This window comes from Streptomyces alanosinicus (assembly GCF_014650595.1).
Lineage (GTDB): Bacteria > Actinomycetota > Actinomycetes > Streptomycetales > Streptomycetaceae > Streptomyces > Streptomyces alanosinicus.
In genome coordinates this window covers 37,490-55,505 of record NZ_BMVG01000030.1, presented here as the reverse complement: position 1 = coordinate 55,505, position 18,016 = coordinate 37,490, and the positions used below count along the sequence as shown (strand labels likewise).

Annotated in this window: 17 protein-coding genes; 8 read left to right on the top strand and 9 right to left on the bottom strand. The window is 68.8% G+C overall.

From position 1 onward, the window contains the following. Positions 1 to 20: 20 nt before the first annotated feature. The 6 genes from IE277_RS35735 to IE277_RS35710 form a co-directional block, all read right to left on the bottom strand. The gene (locus tag IE277_RS35735) at positions 21 to 404 is read right to left on the bottom strand and encodes a hypothetical protein (RefSeq protein WP_189957907.1); all 384 of its coding nucleotides are present in this window, start codon (positions 402 to 404) and stop codon (positions 21 to 23) included. Beyond that, positions 401 to 1,375: an SPFH domain-containing protein gene (locus IE277_RS35730; RefSeq protein WP_189957906.1), complete on the bottom strand. Its 975-nt coding sequence runs from the start codon at positions 1,373 to 1,375 to the stop codon at positions 401 to 403. Before IE277_RS35730 ends, IE277_RS35735 begins: the two co-directional genes overlap by 4 nt. Positions 1,376 to 1,473: 98 nt before the next feature. Further along, the gene (locus IE277_RS35725) at positions 1,474 to 3,741 is read right to left on the bottom strand and encodes a hypothetical protein (protein ID WP_189957905.1); all 2,268 of its coding nucleotides are present in this window, start codon (positions 3,739 to 3,741) and stop codon (positions 1,474 to 1,476) included. Next, positions 3,738 to 4,568 (bottom strand): adenylate/guanylate cyclase domain-containing protein, encoded by an 831-nt coding sequence (locus tag IE277_RS35720; RefSeq protein WP_189957904.1) that lies wholly within the window; start codon positions 4,566 to 4,568, stop codon positions 3,738 to 3,740. Before IE277_RS35720 ends, IE277_RS35725 begins: the two co-directional genes overlap by 4 nt. A gap of 167 nt (positions 4,569 to 4,735) precedes the next feature. Then, the gene (locus IE277_RS35715; protein ID WP_229882206.1) at positions 4,736 to 5,359 is read right to left on the bottom strand and encodes a Crp/Fnr family transcriptional regulator; all 624 of its coding nucleotides are present in this window, start codon (positions 5,357 to 5,359) and stop codon (positions 4,736 to 4,738) included. Between the two features lie 484 nt (positions 5,360 to 5,843). Further along, positions 5,844 to 6,461: a hypothetical protein gene (locus IE277_RS35710; RefSeq protein WP_189957902.1), complete on the bottom strand. Its 618-nt coding sequence runs from the start codon at positions 6,459 to 6,461 to the stop codon at positions 5,844 to 5,846. Positions 6,462 to 6,825: 364 nt separating this feature from the next. On the opposite strand from IE277_RS35710, the gene hemL reads away from it, so the two are divergent. The 8 genes from hemL (at position 6,826) to IE277_RS35670 (ending at position 15,020) form a co-directional block, all read left to right on the top strand. After that, on the top strand, positions 6,826 to 8,142 hold the full coding sequence (gene hemL / locus IE277_RS35705) for a glutamate-1-semialdehyde 2,1-aminomutase (RefSeq protein WP_189957939.1): 1,317 nt from the start codon (positions 6,826 to 6,828) through the stop codon (positions 8,140 to 8,142). 86 nt (positions 8,143 to 8,228) lie between these two features. Next, positions 8,229 to 8,876, top strand: coding sequence for a histidine phosphatase family protein (locus IE277_RS35700; RefSeq protein WP_189957938.1), 648 nt, complete (start codon positions 8,229 to 8,231; stop codon positions 8,874 to 8,876). Positions 8,877 to 9,022: 146 nt separating this feature from the next. Then, entirely contained in the window at positions 9,023 to 10,285 is a 1,263-nt protein-coding gene (locus IE277_RS35695) for a polysaccharide deacetylase family protein (protein ID WP_189957901.1), read from the top strand. Between the two features lie 147 nt (positions 10,286 to 10,432). Continuing rightward, positions 10,433 to 11,023: a TlpA family protein disulfide reductase gene (locus IE277_RS35690; RefSeq protein WP_229882205.1), complete on the top strand. Its 591-nt coding sequence runs from the start codon at positions 10,433 to 10,435 to the stop codon at positions 11,021 to 11,023. Between the two features lie 16 nt (positions 11,024 to 11,039). Beyond that, positions 11,040 to 11,792, top strand: a complete 753-nt coding sequence (locus IE277_RS35685; RefSeq protein WP_373310965.1) for a cytochrome c biogenesis CcdA family protein — start codon at positions 11,040 to 11,042, stop codon at positions 11,790 to 11,792. Between the two features lie 3 nt (positions 11,793 to 11,795). Then, positions 11,796 to 13,493 (top strand): cytochrome c biogenesis protein ResB, encoded by a 1,698-nt coding sequence (gene resB, locus IE277_RS35680; protein ID WP_189957899.1) that lies wholly within the window; start codon positions 11,796 to 11,798, stop codon positions 13,491 to 13,493. Then, complete coding sequence (ccsB, locus tag IE277_RS35675; protein ID WP_189957898.1) at positions 13,490 to 14,590, top strand: c-type cytochrome biogenesis protein CcsB; 1,101 nt, start codon at positions 13,490 to 13,492, stop codon at positions 14,588 to 14,590. The genes resB and ccsB overlap by 4 nt, the downstream gene beginning before the upstream one ends. 25 nt (positions 14,591 to 14,615) lie before the next feature. Further along, positions 14,616 to 15,020, top strand: coding sequence for an SRPBCC family protein (locus IE277_RS35670; RefSeq protein WP_189957897.1), 405 nt, complete (start codon positions 14,616 to 14,618; stop codon positions 15,018 to 15,020). Positions 15,021 to 15,030: 10 nt separating this feature from the next. Here IE277_RS35670 and IE277_RS35665 read toward each other — a convergent pair whose 3' ends face one another. The 3 genes from IE277_RS35665 to IE277_RS35655 form a co-directional block, all read right to left on the bottom strand. After that, on the bottom strand, positions 15,031 to 16,446 hold the full coding sequence (locus tag IE277_RS35665) for a condensation domain-containing protein (RefSeq protein WP_189957896.1): 1,416 nt from the start codon (positions 16,444 to 16,446) through the stop codon (positions 15,031 to 15,033). Positions 16,447 to 16,573: 127 nt separating this feature from the next. Next, positions 16,574 to 17,551, bottom strand: a complete 978-nt coding sequence (locus IE277_RS35660; protein ID WP_189957895.1) for an isopenicillin N synthase family dioxygenase — start codon at positions 17,549 to 17,551, stop codon at positions 16,574 to 16,576. Then, positions 17,532 to 17,981, bottom strand: a complete 450-nt coding sequence (locus IE277_RS35655; protein WP_189957894.1) for a nucleoside deaminase — start codon at positions 17,979 to 17,981, stop codon at positions 17,532 to 17,534. The genes IE277_RS35660 and IE277_RS35655 overlap by 20 nt, the downstream gene beginning before the upstream one ends. Between the last annotated feature and the right edge of the window lie 35 nt (positions 17,982 to 18,016).

The window sequence follows — 18,016 nt, the reverse complement described above, 5'->3', positions numbered from 1 at the left end:
CATCCCCTGCCGCCGTCACATCACGGCAAGCCGGACCACAGGAGGGCACCCGCTACCAGCAGGCCGCCCCACAACGCGCCGCGATGACCGAGCTGGCCTACTGCCTCGCGCAGCGCCGACAGGACGGTGCCCACACAGCGGTGTCCGGCGTTTGCGACAGCGCACACCGCGTCTCCGTAGGTGTAGGCGAAGGGGGCGGCGTGGCCGGAGACACGGCGCTGTGCCCGGGTCCAGCAGTATTCGGGCAACAGCAGTCCGACGACCATGACATTCATGGCGTATTCCATGCCGTTCTCTAGGTGCGTCAACAGTGGTACCGCAGCCCAGCGGAGCAGCACGTAGCAGGCGATGCCGACGACGAGAGCGGGCACGAGGGCCCGTTCAACGTCCGCGGGCGTGGTCACCGTTCGTCTCCCGATGCGTCCGGTCGCTCGTCCTGGTCACTGGTCCCCCGCTCCAGCTGTTCCCGGTAGAGGGGGTGTTTGCGTGTCCGGCCCCGGCCGGCGTCGTTGAGCCGCTCCTTCACAGCCGACAGAGCCGCCCGCGAGGCATCCTCCAGCATGTGATCCTCAACTGCTCCGGAGTCGAGGACCCGCTCGATGACGCGGATCTGGTTGGCGCTGGCCTCGCGCTCGTCGTCACGAATGGATTCGATGGCGAGCGGGATGTCCGCCGGATTCTGTGCGAGGTGCGCGCCCCAGCGCTCGAACTCGCCCTGAGACAGCAGCCGGGCGTAGAAGGAGCTGCGCTCCTCCATGACTTCGTGTTCGTTGTGGGTGCGCAGCCTGGTCAGTTCGTGCTCGCTCCGCGTCCGCTGCTTGGTGTAGTCGAGGGAGCGCAGTGAGGACAGTTGGCCGACCGCCTCCTCGTCGAGGCTGAGCCTGACTTCGCATTGGATGTCCAGCCCTTCGTCGGCCGCCAGAGGCGTGGTGGCCAGCGCCTCCATCACTGCGACCTCGGCAGCGGCGCTCTCCTCGATGGCGTACCGGCGGCTTTCCCGGCGCATCCGGGTCAGCAGGCGGGGTTCCAGCAGTGCACGGACGTCGCGGATCTGCCGTTCCACCACCTTGGCGGGGTCGATGACCCGCCAGGTTAGATCGGTCTCCGCGGAGAAGAACGCGGCATCGCCGTCGCTAGGCAGCCGGTGCTCCAGCGACATGTGTTGGATGCCCATGTCTACTTCGTACAGCGTGCGGAAGTTGCTGGTCACCAGCTCTCCGCGGGTGGGCTGCTGATGCGGGAGATACGTCTGCGGTCGTCCTCCGGACGTCAGGAACACGAGTGCGCGTTCCGCGTAGGCCGGTGGCCGGTGGCGTACGTATTCGAAGCGGCCCAGGCTCCGTATCTGGCGTACAGGGTCGTTGACGAGTGCCATGAGTTCTCCTGCTATCGGGGGTTGCGTACGAGGCGGTGAGTTGCGTGAGGCTGGCCGAGTCTTGGCGGCGGCCGGAACCGGGGATGACGGGTCTGCCGTCACAGGGGACGGGGCAGTGCCGCGGGGCCTTTGGCGAGGGCGATCCCGAGCCGGGCGGCCGTGGGGCTCTGGCCTCCGTCCGGGGTTTTGACCCGGCGCAGAAGGAAGTCCAACCGGTCCCAGTCGTTCTGGTTTTCGACCAGCAGAGGGAGCAGTCTGCCCAGCGCCTCCTCTACGTCCGACACCGTGTCGTATCGGTCCGTCTGCTCGAATGGCGCCTCGGTCGTAAAAGCTCGGTGCCGTGCCGCTTTCGCGGATGCACGCTCTGCGACCCGGACCCAGCGAACCAGTTCGTCACGTGCCGCGTCGCGGCTGGAGCGACTGTCCAGCAACGCCCGCCACATCACGACGGCGTACCGTCGGGCGTGGGCGTCGTGTTCCGCCAACCACAGAAGGCTCGGCCACGTCGTCGCCTCGTTGCTCACGGCCCGGTGGCGCCTGCGCGCACCCCGCAGAAATCCTGCTACTGCCAGTTCGCGCAGGGGACCACGGCTTGCGTGCCACTGCACGAGTCGCTCCAGAACCGTGACGGCTGCGGGCCCCTGAAGCAACGCCTCCAGTGCCTGCTCAAGCGCTGACTGGAGTGCGCTGTCCGGTGGCGGTTCGGTCGCGGCCATTCGCCCGATGTCCCGGAGCGCACTCGGGGCTGTGGCCCCGCCCAGCAGAGCGTATGAGCGAGCGACCGTCCACCTCCGTGCCAGGTGATGTCGGCTGCTCCAGTCGGAGAGTAGGCGCCTGACCGCTGTGTCCATGCCATGTTCGGCGGCGGTGTACAGCGCCCATGCGGCGAGCTGCCGCTGCATCGGCCTCGGCGAAGAACCCCATTGATTGAGGAAGCTGTCGAAGGCGTAACCGAAGTCCGCGGCCGCCAGCACTCCCGAGGCCACTGCGGCTCGGAGCCGTACGAAGGTCCGGCGGTCCGTCACGAGGGTGTCGAGCCAGGCCAACAGGGGCTTTCTGACAGCTGGATGGCTTGTCCAGACGTGGCGTAGGGCGATGCTCCAGAGGGAGTCGTTCTGGAAGGCGACGACCCGTTCGGGCAAGCGTCCCCATGCGGTTACGGTCTCTTCGTCGTGTTCCTGGGCCCTGGCCAACCTCAATCGGTCATCCGGGGATGAACCGAAAACGGGATATCCGGCGGTGCGATCGGGTTCCTCGACGGTGCGAAGCCGCATGTAGAGGAGGTCTCCGAGTTCGGCCACCAATGGATATGGCAATCCGTCGAATACGGCGAGCGAGATCAGAAACGCTTTGTCGCGCAGCGAGGCTCCGCCCGAATGCTGGTCTTCACTGAACCACCTGCTGGCGATCTCCTCGGCCGATCTATGGCCGTACCTGGACAGCTCCTCATCGTCGCGGCGTCCCGCTGCGTACTCCACGAGAAGCCGAGCGAAGTCGGCGGCCTCCGTGGGTGACGGGCCGGCGCTCAAATACTGTACGGTCGGCTCCAGTTCGAGTAAACGCCGTACCCTGTCGGCCGCCGCGGCATCACCGGCCGGTCCGTCTGCCGCTGAGCCCTGGATCGCGTGCAGCAAGTGAGCCCGTGTGATGTCGGCGGCGGGAAGCGGTTGCCAATCGTGCGCTGTCACTTCCTCCATGACAGTGCCGTGCGCTGCGACGACGACAAAGAGCCCGTCGTCCCCCAGACGGCGGCGGATGGCGTTGAGATGGATGTCCCGCAACGGACTGTCCTGGCTGGTGATCGGGTCCACCACCACGTAGGCTCCGCCGGGCTGGACGTGGTCGGCGAAATCGGCCGACTCCGTGCCTGGATCCAGCGCAATCACCTCGCTGGCTTTTGGACCGACCTGCATGAGCATGCGCAGGGCCGCGGTCCTACGGCCTGTGCCGGGCCGCCCGCGCAGAACGAGGACGCGCCGGGCGGTGAGTTGCGCGCACAGCTCGTCATACCGCCGATTCGGTGCGAACGTCTCGGCAAGGTAGTTGAGTTGCGCTGTCGGTAGAGGGCCGACAGTGTGCAACCGGGGCAGGCGGGTTTCGTGCAGGTGCACATCGACGCGCTTGTCGCCTGCGACGACATCGCCTGATACCTGGGTGTCCCCCATGACATTGGCTCGCCCTGACCGCAGGTGCGGGGCGAGAGCAAAGAGCTGCTCGATGGCCTCCCATGCCTCCGGGGCGGGGTCTTCATCCGGTGGCGGTGCCGCCACGTCCCCGGTATCGGTGGCCCGCCCGGGATCCTTCTCTGCCTTGGGTCCGGCGCTGGCGTCTTCGGGGTCTAAGGGGGCGTCCACGTGCTGATTCACTCTCCGCTTCCTTCCACGTCCCGATGCCGAGTCGACTCGGTGGAGCGGGTACCAACGTGCTTGTCACCCGCAATGGCGTCCCCGGCGATGCTCGCGGTCCCGAAGAAGAAGTTGCCGGTGCGCGTGTGCAGCGCCGGAGCCGGAGCCGCGTCGGCCGAGTGCTCAGTCCTGGGTACCGGTGCGGCCGCCTGCGCGGGGATGGACGATGAGGTCGACTCCGCGGCGGGCTGCTCCGATCCGGCGGTGTCGGTGTGCCGTCGCGAGATGTCGTGGTACCAGCCCGTCAGCGTGGCACCTTCTTTGCTGTCGACGGTCAGCGGGTGGAACTGCTCGGGCCGTACACCCGGATGCGCGTGACGCACAACGCCCTGATACACGGCGTTGGACACGCAAAGGACACTCGGCTCCGACGTAGCGACAAGCTCCTTTCGTAGCGCCGGTGCGTCAAGGAGCCGGAAGGCATGGACGAGATCCGCGCCCACTGCACCGAACTCGTCCAGTGCCACTTCGCCTGTATGGACGACGATCCGCAGCCTGATCCGAGCACCCTCGGCGGCCAGCCGATTGGTGCTGACGAGTTGCTCAGGTGTCGCCGTCAGCAAGGCCCTGAGCAGCGCGGGCTTCGGCACGGCCGGATCGATGAGGACGAAGACGCCGTCGCCGCGGTCCTCGCTGCGATACTCGGTCGGCTCGATGGCGGCAGCCGACAGCGTCTCGTGGAGGACTCTGTACAACATGCGGTGAATGACGGCTTGTTCGCTGTCGCGACGCCGCCCCGATCCCTCCATGTCCATGAGCAGGATCGTCTTGTTGCTGGGTTCCGCCATGTGTCTCTCCTCAGAAGCGCGCGACCGGCGCGTCAGGCCAAAGCGAAGTGCAGGAGGGCGAATCGACCACCGGGCCGACCGCCCTGGCTGTCCGAGCACTCCATACCCAGGGTCAACCAGCACGTCGTGCGCCGCGAGGATCGTTGCCGCACGGTTGGTGTGACGGATTACGCAGAGCCGCCGATCCGCCGCAGCATCTCCGGCTTGACTACCACCAGGGACTGACGGTGCGTGGTGACGTAGCCGCGCTCCCGTAGTTCACGAAGAAGCCGAGTAACCGACTCACGAGACGACCCCACTGCTCCGGCGAGCTCCTGCTGAGTGAGCGGCACTCTGACGAGAACGCCCTCCGGTACCGCCTCACCGTGGTGCTGAGCCAGCTCCAGCAGCAGGCGCGCCAGTCTCTCCTTGACGCCGCAGGCCGCGAGCTCCAGCCGCTTGCGGTCCGCGGCACGCATTCGGTCTGTGACCACGGCCATGAGCTGACGCGCCGCGGTCGGGTGCGCGTCAAGGTACGCCTTGAAGCGGTCCGCCGAGATGACCACTGCCCTCACCGGCTCCAAGGTGGTCACCGAAGCGGACCGTGACGTGTCCTCGAGCGCGGCGCTTTCGCCAATGACGTCCCCAGGCCCGCGCAGAGCCAGCAGTGCTTCGTGCCCGCCGGGGGAACCGTCGGTCACCTTCACCCAACCTTCCAGGACGAGCAGGACGTGGGAGGACGGCTCGCCCTTCATGAGCAGGGCGGTACGAGCGGGATAACGCAGCTCGGTTCCGGCGCTGATCAACGCCACCGAGGCCGCCTCCGGGAGCCGGGCGAGGTAAGGGACGCGGTCGTCGGTTAGAAGGGATACAGCGGCCTCAGCCGAAGCGCGTAAGGCTCCTGGCTTCGCGCTTCCAGCGGCGCTCTCCACAGCGGTGTCCTTCCCGCAACAGAACTCACTCGCCCCCAACGCCGCCCGTCAAGCGGACACCCGAGCAGTTCGCGGAAGCCTGCGGGATCGTCTGTGGCACGAGGTTTTGTCAAATGCCCGATGATTCTGGCGCATGCCTCTGACGATGGGCAATGTTGAATGCACAACGCGTCACCGGCATCCCATCGACCTACGCGCAGTACCGGGACGGGCAGAGCACGAGCTACAGGGAAGGGCGCGGCGCACGCCAGTGCCCTGATCACAACCCATGTGCCCTCAATGTGCCCTGGCCGCCTGACGGCCTCTCTCCGCACATGACGAGGGCGGGGTCAGAAACCCCGCCCGAAACCCCTGAAACCCCAGCTCAGGGCCACACCAAGCAATACGGCTGATGCCCCGCCTCATGCAACCGATGCGAGAAGTCCTGCCACTCGTGCAGCAACTGGTACACGTTGAACGCGTCCCGCGGACCCCCGCGGTCAGGGACCGTAGACCAGATGAAGGCGGCCGCGCCGACCGCTTCCTCGCCGATGCCGCGCAAGGGGTCGACGACGGTCATGGGGAGCTTCACGACCGCGTAGTCGGGGTGCAGGACGACCAGTTCCAGGGGCGGGACCTTGTGCAGGGGGACGCCCTCGATGCCGGTCAGCACCATCGCGGCCATCGTCTCCGGCTTGATCTTGGTGAACATGCCGTTCATGCCCAGCTCGTCGCCGCCGAGTTCCTCCGGGCGCATCGAGATGGGAACGCGGGCCGCGGTCGCGCCGTCCGGCGCACCGAAGTATTTGTACGTCACCCCCACCCGACCACCATTCCTGCTCCCCGCCCTGAGACGGTCGGCCCGCCGCTCGGGCTCACCCGGTACACCCTGTGTGTGACGTGCTTCGGTCGCTTCCTCCGCGTCGCGCCGGTGCCTTCCCCGCCGGGCACGTCGAGGACCCAGGTCATCAGTCCCCTCGCCCAGTCCGCCACCGCGATGCATATCTCCACCCGACTGCTTTTCTAGGACGCGTGGCCCCCGCCGCGCAACCCGATCATCGTGTCAGTGACCTCCCCCACGTCCGCCCGCCGAAACGTGCGGTTGAACAACAGTCCACGGGTTCTTTCCGGCCCCTGATCATTACGTGCGTATGAGCTGTGTGTATCAGGTCTCAGTCTCGCAGATGGCGGACGGCGGCGGTGGATGACGGAGCCCCGACCCGCGCCCGGATCCAGGCCCCGCCCCGCCCCCCGATCCGCCCCGATCCCGAGCCGACCCCCGCTGTGGTCGGGCCGCGGCCTACCCTGAGGAGGTCATCACGTCACCGGAGTCCGAGAAGCCGGAGAAGCCGCACGTCATGAGTGCCCTGAGCGAAACGCCCTATTCCTACGATGCGCCCGCCTCCCAGGCGCTCTTCGACCGTGCCTCCGTCGTCACCCCCGGCGGTGTGAACTCGCCGGTGCGCGCCTTCCGCGCCGTCGGCGGCACGCCCCGCTTCATGGTGTCCGGCAGCGGTCCCTATCTGACCGACGCCGACGGGCGGGAGTATGTGGATCTCGTCTGCTCCTGGGGGCCCATGATCCTCGGGCACGCGCACCCCGAGGTCATCGCCGCCGTCCAGGAGGCCGTCGCCCGCGGTACGTCCTTCGGCACGCCCGGCGAGGGAGAGGTCGCGCTCGCCGAGGAGATCGTCGCCAGGGTCGAGCCCGTGGCGCAGGTCCGGCTCGTCAGCAGCGGGACCGAGGCGACCATGTCCGCGATCCGGCTCGCCCGCGGGTTCACCGGGCGGTCCAAGGTGATCAAGTTCGCCGGGTGCTACCACGGGCACGTGGACGCGCTGCTCGCCGCGGCCGGCAGCGGGCTCGCCACGTTCGGACTGCCGGACACGCCCGGTGTCACCGGCGCCCAGGCCGGCGACACGATCGTGCTGCCGTACAACGATCTGGAGGCCGTGCAGGAGGCCTTCCACCGGTTCCCGGGCGAGATCGCCTGTGTGATCACCGAGGCCTCGCCGGGGAACATGGGCGTCGTCCCGCCGAACCCCGGCTTCAACCAGGGCCTGAAGGACGCCTGCGGGAAGAACGGCGCGCTCTACATCTCCGACGAGGTCATGACGGGGTTCCGTACGAGTCGCGCCGGGTGGTACGGCATCGACGGGGTCAAGCCGGATCTGATGACCTTCGGGAAGGTCATGGGCGGGGGCTTCCCCGCCGCCGCCTTCGGCGGGCGGGCCGACGTCATGGCGCATCTCGCGCCCGCCGGGCCCGTGTACCAGGCCGGCACGCTGTCCGGTAACCCCGTCGCCACCGCCGCCGGCCTCGCCCAGCTGCGGCTCCTCGACGACGCCGCCTACGACACCGTCGACGAGGTGTCGCGGCGGATCCAGGCCCTCGTCACCGAGGCGCTGAACAAGGAGGGCGTCGCACACCGACTGCAGACCGCCTCCAACATGTTCTCCGTGTTCTTCACCGACCGGCAGGTGCGGGACTACGAGGACGCCAAGCGGCAGGAGTCGTTCCGCTTCACGGCGTTCTTCCACTCGCTGCTGTCGAACGGCGTCTATCTGCCGCCGTCGTCCTTCGAGTCCTGGTTCGTGTCCACGGCCCACGACGAGCGGGCCATCCAGAAGATCGCCGACGCCCTTCCGGCGGCGGCCCGGGCGGCTGCGGAGGCCACCGCGTGAGCAACAGCATTGGCAGCACCGGCATCGGCGGCAGCACCGGCATCGGCGGCGGTGCCAGGGACAAGGACGTCACCGTCGTCCATGTCATGCGGCACGGCGAGGTCGACAACCCGGACGGGATTCTGTACGGGCGGCTGCCCGGATACCACCTGTCCGAGCTGGGCCGGCAGATGGCCGACCGGGTCGCCGAGCATCTCGCCGCGCGGGATGTGACGTACGTCTGCGCCTCGCCGCTGGAGCGGGCGCAGGAGACGGCCGCCCCGATCGCCAAGGCGCACAGTCTCGACCTGGACACCGACGAGCGGCTCATCGAGGCCGACAACGTCTTCCAGGGCAAGACCTTCGGGGTGGGGGACGGCGCGCTGCAGCGGCCGGAGAACTGGAAGCACCTGGTCAACCCGTTCAAGCCGTCCTGGGGCGAGCCGTACGTCGACCAGGTGGTGCGGATGACCGGCGCGCTGAACGCGGCCAAGGACGCCGCCCGCGGGCACGAGGCGGTGCTGGTCAGTCATCAGCTGCCGATCTGGATCGTGCGGTCCTATGTGGAGCGGCGGCGGCTGTGGCACGATCCGCGCAAGCGGCAGTGCACCCTGGCCTCCCTGACGACCTTCACCTATCTGGGCGACAAGATCGTGTCGGTCGGCTACAGCGAGCCCGCCATCGATCTCGTCCCGGCCCATCTGCGGGCCGGTGCCAAACCGGTGCAGGGAAAGGGCAAGGCCTTCGGCGCGTAACTCACCTCTCCAGCAGGTTATTTGACTTGCCGTAGAGCAATTTGCCGGAGATATTGCGAAAAACATAAGAATCCAGGTGAACCTCCCCGATCGTCGTGCCCTCTCACTGGGTGACTACCAGTAGGCGCGACGAATCGGGGATTTCCATGCGCACCGTCTCCCGGACTCTCTCCCGCCGGGGAATACTCGGCCTGGGTGCGGGTGCGGCCGCCGCCGCCACCCTCGCCGGTTGCGGGACCGGCACCTCATCGGACGGTGCCGGGCACTCGACCGGTTCCGATCAGGGGAAGAACGGCCAGGACGGGGGAGGCTCGACGGCCGGCCGGCCGATCGGGGACGGCTCCACGTCCTTCACGGGCAAGCAGCCCCACCAGCCGGACAAGCCCGAGCCGCTGGAGCCGGGCCAGACCCCGCCGCAGTTCGTGATCTTTTCCTGGGACGGTGCCGGCGAGGTCGGCAACGGACTCTTCCCGCGCTTTCTGGACCTCGCCAAGCAGCACGGCGCGAGCATGACCTTCTTCCTCTCGGGGCTGTATCTGCTGCCCGAGGCGAAGAAGCGGATGTACGAGCCGCCGAACAACCTGCGCGGTGCCTCCGACATCGGCTACCTCACCGACGAGCACATCAAGATGACCCTCACCAATGTGCGCCGGGCCTGGCTGGAGGGTCATGAGATAGGCACCCACTTCAACGGGCACTTCTGCGGTGAGGCCCACGGCTCGGTGAAGTGGTGGACCCCGCAGCAGTGGGAGAGCGAGATCCGGCAGGCCAAGGCGTTCGTGAAGGAGTGGCGGACCAACACCGGCTGGTCCGACATGCCCTCCCTGCCGTTCGACTACGACAAGGAGCTGGCCGGCGGCCGCACGCCCTGTCTGCTCGGCCAGAACAACCTGCTGCCCACGGCCAAGAAGCTGGGCTGGCGCTACGACGCCTCCTCGCCGGGCGGCCTTCAGGTGTGGCCGGTGAAGCGGCTCGGCATCTGGGACCTGCCGCTGCAGCAGGTACCTTTCCCCGGTCGTTCCTTCGAGGTCCTCTCGATGGACTACAACATGATGGCCAACCAGTCCAAGAACTCGACCCATGCGCCCGCCTACAACTACCCGGGCTGGCGCAAGCAGTCCGCGGGTGCGTACATCGCGGGCTTTACGCGGGCGTACGAGACGAACCGGGCGCCGTTCTTCATCGGCAATCACTTCGAGCACTGGAACGGCGGCATCTACATGGATTCCGTCGAGGAGGCCTTCAAGCACATCGCGGCGGAGAAGGAGAAGGGCGCGGACGTCCGGATGGTCTCCTTCCGGCAGTTCGTCGACTGGATGGACGTACAGAAGCCCGAGGTGCTCGCCAAGCTGCGCACGCTGGGGGTCGGAGCGCAGCCCACCGGCGGCTGGAAGACGTTCCTCGCCTGAGGCCCGGCAGGGCCCGGTGCGGCCCTGGTCCGCTTCCGGTGTGACCCCCTGTCGGAAATGTCCCGTGTAAGTAGCTCCTGAAATGCGGTTTTCCGCCCGACAGGGGGGCGCGCGAAATCCCCGGAACTGGCATGCGAAACTTTTCACATGAGTACCCGTAGCCGCGCCGTCCTGCTCGGCGCCATGGCCGCGGCGGCGGCCCTGACCCTGTCCGCGTGCGGCAAGGGCGGCACCTCCGGCGGCGGTGGCAACACCAACTTCGTCACCGGCAACAACGGCATCGACACCGTGGCCGCGGGTCAGCGCGCGGCGGCGCCGGACCTGTCCGGCCAGACCATCGACGGCAAGTCCCTGGACGTCGCCGACTACAAGGGCCAGGTCGTCGTCATCAACGTCTGGGGCTCCTGGTGCGGGCCGTGCCGCGAGGAGGCCACGTACTTCTCGAAGGTGTCGAAGCAGTACGCGGGCAAGGGTGTGCAGTTCGTCGGGATCAACACCCGCGACACCAGCACCACCCCCGCGGTGAACTTCGAGAAGGAACACGGGATCGGCTACCCGAGCCTGTACGACCCCACGGGCAAGCTGATGCTGCGCTTCGAGAAGGGCACGCTCAACCCGCAGCTGATCCCCTCCACGCTCGTCATCGACAGGCACGGGAAGGTCGCCGCGCGGGCCCTGGAAGCGCTCGACGACACGTCTTTGCTGAAGATGCTCAAGCCCGTCCTCGCGGAGAAGTGACGTGAGCGCGACGCTGATGCTGGCGGTGGGCCAGAACCAGACCGTGCTGCACGGCGCCTTGCTCGCGGCCGCGCCGATCGCCCTGATCGGCGGGCTCGTCTCCTTCTTCTCGCCCTGCGTCCTGCCGCTCGTCCCCGGCTATCTCTCCTACGTCACCGGAGTCGCCGGCACCGACCTCGGCGAGGCCCGGCGCTGGCGGATGGTGACCGGGGCCTCCCTGTTCGTGCTCGGCTTCAGCGCCGTGTTCATCTCCACCGGAGCCCTGTTCGGCTCCTTCGGCTGGACCCTGCAGGAGCACAAGGACGTACTGTCCCAAGTGCTCGGCGTGTTCATGATCCTCATGGGCGTCTTCTTCATGGGGCTGATGCCCTGGTTCACCCAGCGCGAGTTCCGCTTCCACAAGCGGCCGACGACCGGCCTGGTGGGCGCGCCGATCGTGGGAGCCCTGTTCGGGATCGGCTGGACCCCCTGCCTGGGCCCGACGCTGTCGTCGGTGAACATCCTCGCCATGCGGGAGTCGAGCGCCGGGCGCGGCGCCCTGCTGATGGTCGTCTACTGCATCGGTCTCGGCCTGCCCTTCGTGCTCGCCGCCGTGGCCTTCCGCAAGGCGCTCGGCGCCTTCGCCTGGGTCAAGCGCCACTATGTCTGGGTGATGCGCATCGGCGGGACGATGATGATCGTGACCGGTGTGCTGCTGCTGACCGGTGCCTGGGACAGTCTGGTGCAGCAGATGCAGATCTGGTCCGGCGGCTTCGATGTGGGGATCTGACCGATGAGCAAGACCGAAACCGACAACGCCCCGGACCAGGAGGACCTCGGCGCCGCCGGCTCCCAGCTGTCCACCGCGCCCGCCGAGGAGCTGTCCGTCGCGCCGGGCCTCGGTGTCATCGGCTGGGCCCGCTGGTTCTGGCGGCAGCTGACCTCCATGCGGGTCGCGCTGCTGCTGCTCCTGCTGCTCTCGCTCGGCGCGATCCCCGGCTCGCTCATCCCGCAGACCGGCGCCGACCTGAACAAGGTCGACGACTTCCGCAAGGCCCACACGACGCTCGCGCCGATCTACGACAAGCTCGGCCTGTTCCACGTCTACAGCTCGGTGTGGTTCTCCGCGATCTACATCCTGCTGTTCGTCTCCCTCATCGGCTGTATCGTCCCGCGCACCTGGCAGTTCGTCGGCCAGCTGCGCGGCCGGCCGCCGGCCGCGCCGAAGCGGCTGACCCGGCTGCCCGCGTACACCACCTGGCGCACCACGGCCGAGCCCGAGCAGGTCCGCGAGGCCGCGCTCGCCCTGCTGAAGAAGCGCCGCTTCCGCGCCCATCTCGCCGGCGACGCCGTCGCCGCCGAGAAGGGCTATCTGCGCGAGCTGGGCAACCTGGCCTTCCATGTCGCCCTGATCGTGCTGCTGATCGCCTTCGCCTCCGGCCAGCTGTACAAGGCCGACGGCACCAAGCTGGTGGTCGAGGGCGACGGCTTCGCCAACGCGCTGCCGCAGTACGACGACTTCAAGTCCGGCAGCCTGTTCCGGGGCGACGACCTCGTGCCGTTCAGCTTCGACCTGAAGGACTTCAGGGCGACCTACGAGGTCGACGGCCCCAACCGGGGCACCCCGCGCACCTTCGAAGCGAAGATCACCTACAGCAAGGGCGCGTACGGCAAGGACCAGCCGGCCACCGTCCAGGTCAACAAGCCCCTGACCATCGACGACTCCAAGGTCTACCTCGTCAGCCACGGCTACGCGCCTGTCATCACCGTGCGCGACGGCAAGGGCAAGGAGGTCTTCCACGACGCCGTGCCGCTGCTGCCGCTCGACGGAAACGTCACCTCCAACGGCGTGGTGAAGGTGATGGACGGCTACCGCGACGGGCAGGGCAAGAAGGAACAGCTCGGCTTCCAGGCGTTCTTCGTGCCGACCTTCGACCCGAAGAGCGGCACGATGCTCTCGCAGTTCCCCGCGCTGGTGAACCCGCTGCTCGCGGTGAACGCCTACCACGGCGACCTGGGGGTCAACGCGGGCACCCAGAACGTGTACCAGCTCGACAAGACGCACATGAAGGCGTTCAAGGACGGCAAGGGCCAGCTGCTGAAGAAGCTGCTGCAGCCGGGCGACACGCTCACCCTGCCGAACGGTGCCGGCTCCGTCACCTTCGAGAAGGACATCAAGGAATGGGCCGGCTTCGAGATCGTCCAGGAGCCCGGCAGCGGCTGGGCGCTGGGCGGTGCCATCGCCGCGATCTTCGGTCTGGCCGCGTCCCTGTTCATCCAGCGGCGCCGGGTGTGGGTGCGCGCGGTGCGCGGCGCCGACGGCGTGACGGTCGTCGAGATGGCCGGACTCGGCCGCAGCGAGTCCGCCAAGGTGCCCGAGGAACTGGGCGACCTCGCCGGAATCCTCTACGACCAGGCGCCGGGGGCCGCCGAACCCGACGACGACTCCACCGAATCCTCCGTCGTACCTGCCGAAGGGGCTGAGAAGTGACTCTCGCCGCCGCTGCCGACCTCGCTGCCGCGACCAACGAACATCTGGCGAGCATCAGCAACACGCTGATCTACTCGTCCATGGCCGTCTACACCCTGGCCTTCTTCGCGTACATCGCCGAGTGGCTCTTCGGCAGCCGCAGCAAGGTCGCTCGCACGGCGGCCGCGCTGACCGCCGAGGACACGCGGAAGGCGAGCGCGCCCGCCGTCACCGTCAAGCGGGCCGGGGGCACCGCCGTACTGGAGCGGCCCCGGGTCGTCGTCCGCGCCGCGGCCGGCGCCCGCGATGTGCCGGACGGGCCCGGCGCGCACGGCGGTGACGTACAGGGCGACCTGTACGGCCGGATCGCCGTGTCCCTCACGGTGCTCGCCTTCCTGGTGGAGCTGTGCGGTGTCGTCGCCCGCGCGGCCTCCGTGCAGCGGGCGCCGTGGGGCAACATGTACGAGTTCAACATCACCTTCTCCACCGTCGCCGTCGGGGTGTACCTGGCGCTGCTGGCGCTGAAGAAGAACGTGCGCTGGCTCGGGCTGTTCCTGATCACCACGGTCCTGCTGGACCTCGGTCTCGCGGTCACCGTCCTGTACACCGCGAGCGACCAGCTGGTCCCCGCGCTGCACTCGTACTGGCTGTACATCCACGTCTCCACCGCGATCTTCTGCGGTGCGGTGTTCTACGTCGGCGCGGTCGCCACGATCCTGTACCTGTTCAAGGACTCCTACGAGAACAAGCTGCAGACCGGCGGCAAGCCGGGCGCGTTCGCGACCTCGGTGCTGGAGCGGCTGCCCGCCTCGGCGTCCCTGGACAAGTTCGCCTACCGGGTCAACGCGGCCGTCTTCCCGCTGTGGACCTTCACGATCATCGCGGGCGCGATCTGGGCGGGCGACGCCTGGGGCCGCTACTGGAACTGGGACCCGAAGGAGACCTGGTCCTTCATCACCTGGGTCGCCTACGCCTGCTATCTGCACGCCCGCGCGACGGCCGGCTGGAAGGGCCGCAAGGCCGCCTATCTGGCGATGATCGCCTTCGGCTGCTGGCTGTTCAACTACTACGGCGTCAACATCTTCGTCAGCGGCAAGCACTCCTACGCGGGCGTGTGAGCCGAGGGGCGCCCACACTGGTGTCATGAGCGGTTCCATCGCACAGGGCACCAGCCGGACCCACGGGAACACGCACATACTCCACTTCCTGGTGCGGCTCCCGAGGCCCATGGAAGACGTCTGGCCGGCGGTGGCCACCCCTGAGGGACTCGGGGCGTGGTGCACCGCCGTCGACGTTCTGCAGCCTCGCCTCGACGGCGCGGTCAGCCTGCGTGACCTGGGCTCCGGCCGGGTCACCGCCTGGGACGTCGACCGGGTCGCCGAGTACACCGTCGGGGGCGGCGGCCGGATCCGGTTCCATCTGGAGCGGGCCGGGGACACCGGGAGCGTGCTGCGCTTCACCCATGAGTTCCAGGGCGAGAGGGAGAGCGAGGCGAGCTGGCGCAGCCGATTCGAACGTCTGGTCGAATGGCTGGGGGCTGGGTCCTAGGGGCCGGGTCCTAGGAGACCGCGGACAGGCTGCCGTGGGCCACCGAGGAGATGTGGTCGCGCAGCCGCTCGGCATACAGCCGCAGATTCTTCGCCGCCACATCCGTGTCCGGGTACCGGCTCGCCAGCCACAGCCCCTCGTGCAGCCGGTTCACCCACACGCACACCTGATCGCCGTACGACACCCGCAGCAGCGCGTGCGCCCGCTGCTCGGCCCAGCGTTCGGCGCCGGGCACGCTCCGGGCGTCGAGGTAGGAGACGATCGAGTACAGGTCCGGCGAGGTCGGCCGGAAGTCCGCGCCGAGCAGCCTCAGCACCCGGGCCAGCGGCATCCGGGCCAGCGGCCGGTTGGCCTGCAGTTCGCCGCGCACCGCACGCAGGGCGTCCGGGAAGCCCGTCGCACGGCCGAGGGGGACCTCGATGGGGGCGCCGCCCACGTACCAGCCCACCGAGTCGTTCCAGCGGGACTTCACCCGGGTGTGGAACGGCACCACGGTCCGGTACACCGAGTGCCCGCCCAGCTCGTGCACGATCAGCCCGGTCGCGGCCAGCAGCCCGACCAGGCTGCCGCCGTAGGGCCTGCAGTACGCCTCGAACGCCGCCGCCTCGTCCGCGTCGGCGAGCGGCTCGCACAGCATCTTCTGGCGCGGCAGCGGGCCGTCCGGCTCCAGGCCGAGGTCGACCGGGAAGCCCGGCAGCCTGCCGTCGCCGCGCCGGATGAACTCGCGCCAGCGCTCCACGACGGAGTGCCGGCCGTCGATGGCGTCCGCGTCGGCCCGCTCGATCTCGCAGAAGTCGACGTAACTGGCCGGCGGGTCGAGGGAGTCGGGCTCGATGCCGGCGAGGCCCGCCGTGTACAGCTCGTGCACGTCGGAGGCGATCCGGGTCAGGGAGTAGGCGTCGACGTTGCTGTGGTCGAAGGCCATGTACACGCTGGCGCCGTCGTCCCGTACGACCGCGGTGTAGATCAGGTTCGGCCAGCGCAGCGCGTCCGCGACGGTGTCGAAGCGGTCCTGGAGATGCCCGACCAGTTCCTGCGCGTCGGGGAAGTCGCCGACCTCCTCCCGGTGCAGGGTCACATCGGCGGCGTCGAGGGTGAAGCGGCGCAGTTCGTCCCCCGACGGGCCCGCCCAGCGGAATCCGCTGCGCAGCGTCTCGTGCCGTACCGTCCAGGCGCGCAGTGCCCCCTGGAGCACATCGAGGTCGACCGGGCCCGGCAGGTCGAAGCCGGTGCCGAGCCAGGTCGGTACGAACAGCCCGTCCTCCCGGACGCACTTGGCGGTCCTGATGTGCGACTCCTGGATATAGGCGGGTGGCCGGGAGTCCTCCGGGAGCGCCGTGGCCGCCGCCACGGTCGCCGGGCTCAGTGTCCACTCGACGAGCCGTCCCGGCCGGACCTCGCAGCGCTGGATGTCAGTGATTCGCACGCGTCTCCCATCACAGAAAGGGGCCCTGGTCGCGGGCCCCTCCCTTGGCAATGCCGTGGGACGCGGCCGGGACATGCGCGCCGGGTTCTTTTCACCCCAACGGGTGGCTGATCGAACGCGAGACGGATTAACCGACGGTGATCGAGTCGAGCTTCTCGCGCAGATACACATGCGAGTCGACCGGCGGATACGCCACCCGGCCCACCGGCGCCGGCACGGACCGCACGAGGGTGCCGGGGGTGCACTCGCCGAAGTACACGAGCGACATCAGCTCCTCGGCGGGCGCGTCGACCGGCGGCGGCAGCACCCGGTGCCGCCCGGACCGCCATCGGTCACCGGTCCAACGGGCCAGCAGATCACCGATGTTGACGGTGAACGCGGCCGGATCGTACGGCGCGTCCTGCCACCCTCCTTCGTCGGTGTACACCTGGAGCCCGCCCTTGCCGGCCTGCCGGTCGAGGATGGTGACGGTCCCGAAGTCGGTGTGCGGTCCGATCCGGAACTGCCCCGGCAACGGCTCGCCGACCACCTCCGTGCCCGGATACCAGTTGATGTTGAAGCCGTACGTCGGATGGTCCATGTGCCGGGAGAAGAAGTCGCGTTCCAGTCCCAGCGCGTACCCCAGCAGCGACAGCAGCTCCTTCTCCAGGGCGGCCATCCGCGTCAGGTACTCCTGGCCGAGCGCCTTGAGGCCGGGCACCTCGGCGGGCCACACATTGGGCGCGTACCACTGCGCGTTGACGACGGGATCGTCGTACGGCTCGTCCGTGGCGAAGCTCAGCGACTCCTTCAGGTCGGGCGGCGTCTCGGTGCCCTCCGCGTAGCCGTTGGCCTCCGCGCCGGGCCCGAGCCAGCCCCGGCCGCCGACCTTCACCGCGTACCGCCGCTTGACCTCCTCGGGAAGCCGGAAGAACGCCCGCGCCGCCTCCCGGACCCCGGACCGCAGCCCGGAGTCCACCCCGTGCCCGGTGACCAGCAGGAACCCGGCGCTCTGCAGGGCCTCGTCGACGGTACGGGCGAGGGCGGCGCGGGTCTCCTCGGCGCCGCCCCGCCAGGGGCGCAGATCGATGACGGGAACGCGTGCGCTACTCACCGATGTCCTCATTCCACAGCTCCGGGTTGTCCCTGACGAAGGCGCGCATCACCGCGACGCACTCGGGGTCCTCCAGGACCACGATCTCCACCCCCTGCCCGGCGAGCCAGTCGTGCCCGCCGTGGAAGGTGGTGGCCTCGCCGATCACCACCCGGGAGATGCCGAACTGGCGGACCAGGCCGCTGCAGTACCAGCACGGGGAGAGCGTGGTGACCATGGTCGTACCCCGGTAGCCGCGCTGCCGTCCCGCCGCGCGGAACGCGGCCGTCTCCGCGTGGGCCGAGGGATCGCCGTCCTGGACCCGCCGGTTGCGGCCGCGGCCGAGGAGGGTGCCGTCGGGGGCGTAGAGCGCGGCCCCGATCGGGATCCCGCCCTCGGCCAGTCCGGCACGGGCCTCGTCGAGCGCGGTGGCGAGCCAGCGCCGGGCCTGTCGTTCGTCCATGCCTTCACTGTGCGGGGCGGGGGGAGTACCGGGCA